Annotated in this window: 1 protein-coding gene and 1 rRNA gene; one reads left to right on the forward strand and one right to left on the reverse strand. The window is 52.2% G+C overall.

The annotated features are described in order from the left end of the window. The first annotated feature begins 866 nt into the window (after window positions 1-866). A complete protein-coding gene (locus QP982_RS10595; RefSeq protein ID WP_284870541.1) occupies window positions 867-2,315 on the forward strand; it encodes a nucleobase:cation symporter-2 family protein in 1,449 nt (482 codons plus the stop codon). Window positions 2,316-2,847: 532 nt separating this feature from the next. Here the strand turns inward: QP982_RS10595 and rrf are convergent. Next, window positions 2,848-2,964 (reverse strand): 5S ribosomal RNA (rrf, locus tag QP982_RS10600). Window positions 2,965-3,057: the final 93 nt, after the last annotated feature.

Consider the following 3,057-nt stretch of genomic DNA (forward strand, 5'->3'; position numbering starts at 1 on the left):
TGTTAAGCACGCCGCCAGCGTTCGTCCTGAGCCAGGATCAAACCCTCCATCAAAAACCCTTCAAATCAGAAGAATCAAAAAACAATGAAAGGCCCAAAAACCTGACAAAAACAGACAAACAACCACCACACACAAACAATGCATGCGGCCTGGCCGTTATCCAAAAATAAAACATTCTCCCCTTCGAACCGACGAGGCCAAAAAAGAAGAGAACAACCATGATCTTTCCCACAAATGAAAAAACCACGCGAAAAGCACCCAAACAAGGCGCCGCCACGCAATCCATCACCCGCAAGCACAAAAGGACCCAAAACAAACAAAGGCCCCTGGCACCCACCAGCAACACACACGCAAACGACAACCAAACAAGCACTTTCCCAAAAAAGTATTAGTTAGTACATCGGCACACTATTGAGTTCTCACACAACACACACCCACGAAGACAACCACCCCAACCAGGGCAACCACCACGTGAGCAGCAGAAGAAGACTCTACCTTCACTGCAAACACAAGTCAAACCGACCGTGAATACAAAGTAAACTCTCCCCCACATCACCACAACAAGCAATCACATCGCCCTGTCGCGCTGACCCCGGATACATTACACACACTTCACACATAAAGCGAACCCCCAGGTCACAATGACTTTCTTGGGTACTTTCGAGCTAATAGAAGACCATAACCCTAGAGTTTCACTTAAAGCTGTTCGGCAATGCGTTCGTTCACCGGCTTCTTACGCACACTCACGAGTTATCTCAGCAAAGTGACAAGTCTCGAGGCCTTCGTCGTAAAGCGAGATGGAGCGAAACCACCCCAATAGAAAGCTCCAGTGAGGAAAACCTGGACTAGGGAACTAAAGTCGAACTGTGACTACATCAACGAAGACCGATACTCAGACGGTTCATCCGGTCGATGAGTATCCGGGCCATGTGAAACTGCTTGTACTCGGCTTTCAACATGTGCTCGCCGCGTATGCAGGCGCGGTGGCAGTCCCGCTTTTCGTGGGCTGGGCACTTGTGGATGCCGGGCGTATGTCCCCGTCCGATATTCCGCACCTAATTGCTGCGGACCTGTTTGTTGCAGGCATCGCCACCATCGTACAGTCGGTGGGTATTTGGCGATTTGGTGTGCGACTACCACTGATTCAGGGCTGTACCTTCTCTGCCGCGATTCCGATGGTTACTATCGGATCGCAATACGGCGTACCCGCAATCTACGGTTCGGTGATTGCATCGGGCATTTTCATGCTGCTCTTTGCACCGCTTTTTGCGTCGCTTCTACGCCTATTTCCGCCGTTGGTCACTGGCACGGTGCTATTGATTATCGGCACGACGCTTATGCCAGTCGCAGCCGACTGGGTTGGTGGCGGTGCTGAAGTCAAGGACACTCCAGATTTCGGCGCACCTCAAAACTTGGCAGTAGCTGCGTTTGTGTTGGTCTTAATTCTCAGTATTGAGCGATGGGCACCAGAATGGCTCGCCCGCATTGCCGTTCTAGTGGGCATGATCTCCGGATTGCTGCTATGCATTCCATTGGGAATGGTGGATTGGTCTGGAACTAAGGACTCACCAGTCTTCGGGTTGACGCATCCATTCTACTTTGGCATGCCTGAATTCGTCCTCTCGGCTGTATTTGCCATGTGCATTGTTTCGCTTGTGACTATGGTCGAAGCGACTGGCGACGTACTTGCAATCGGCGAGATTACCGAATCCGAGATTGATAATCACCGTATTGCCGACACACTGCGTGCCGACGGTGCTGCGACCGTAATTGGCGGTATTTTCAATACCTTCCAATACACGGCGTTTGCCCAGAACATTGGCGTCCTATCCATCACGGGCGTACGTTCCCGATGGGTTACCGCAGCTGCAGGTGGAATGCTGCTGATCCTGGGTTTGATTCCAAAGACGGCCGCTCTCGTTGCCGCTATCCCAGCTCCAGTTTTGGGAGGTGCCGGTATCGCCTTGTTCGGTATGGTCGCAGCATCGGGCGTCCGCACTCTATCCAAGGTTACGTTCACTGAATCCAACGTGATTGTCGTGGGTATTCCGTTGGCATTGGCATTACTTCCTGCTGTATCGCCCGAACTATTCTCCGGACTACCGGCATGGGCGCAAACGTTTATGGCTTCAGGTATCTGCGTAGGTTCCGTCGCTGCTATCATCTTGAATCTTTTGTTCAACACCGCCGACCGTGCACCGCACGCCGTTACTCCGAGTGCTCACGACACCTTCCGCGGAGGTATTAACTCTGAAGATAAGGACCACGACGGCTACGGAGACGTCCCGTCGGCTAAGCCGAGCAGTAATAACTAACCTCGGTACTTTGATTAGCGCGACTGCATAGCTTAATCCCAGACAGGGCTAACTTAACTAAATACGACACCCTCCCGTATGGGCGCAGGCAATACCTCACCTATACGGGATTTTCTTTTGGCGTGATCGAGGACGCCGCCACAGCATCTCGTAGGTACGAGTCGAAGATCAGAGCTGACTACTAAGTAAGCGTATGTCTCCCTATTTGGACAGCTTGGTAATAAAGCCTCAATTGGACTGGGGTATCAGTATGTAGGGATGAGTGGCGGTGATAGTCACAGAAGTGCAATGGATGAATCGCACACGCCACCAAGCTAAGAGCCAGAATTCGAGGAGCCTCCGCGACCGGTCTACTGCGCACCGGGCCCCTTCCAAATACCCACAACCAAGCAAAATCAATGGCTATCACCGAGACATAAGCTACGACATCTATCGATTGAATGTTGTTTGCTTGTGGGTAAAACAAAAGCGGGCCGCGGCCACCACCCCACACACGGGGAAATAGCAACCACGACCCACCAACAATTATTTATGCCGGCGGCGACCTACTCTCCCACACCCTCCCGAGTGCAGTACCATCGGCGCTGGTGGACTTAGCTTCCGGGTTCGGAATGGGACCGGGCGTGACCCCACCGCTAACACCACCGACAAAAACCAGGCAACAACCATCCCCACCACAACTTTGGGTGGGTGGTGTCATGCCAGACACTGAATAACGGACGCGAGCAAAAACCCTGTAATT

Source organism: Corynebacterium sp. MSK019 (assembly GCF_030232425.1).
Classification (GTDB): Bacteria; Actinomycetota; Actinomycetes; order Mycobacteriales; family Mycobacteriaceae; genus Corynebacterium; species Corynebacterium jeikeium_D.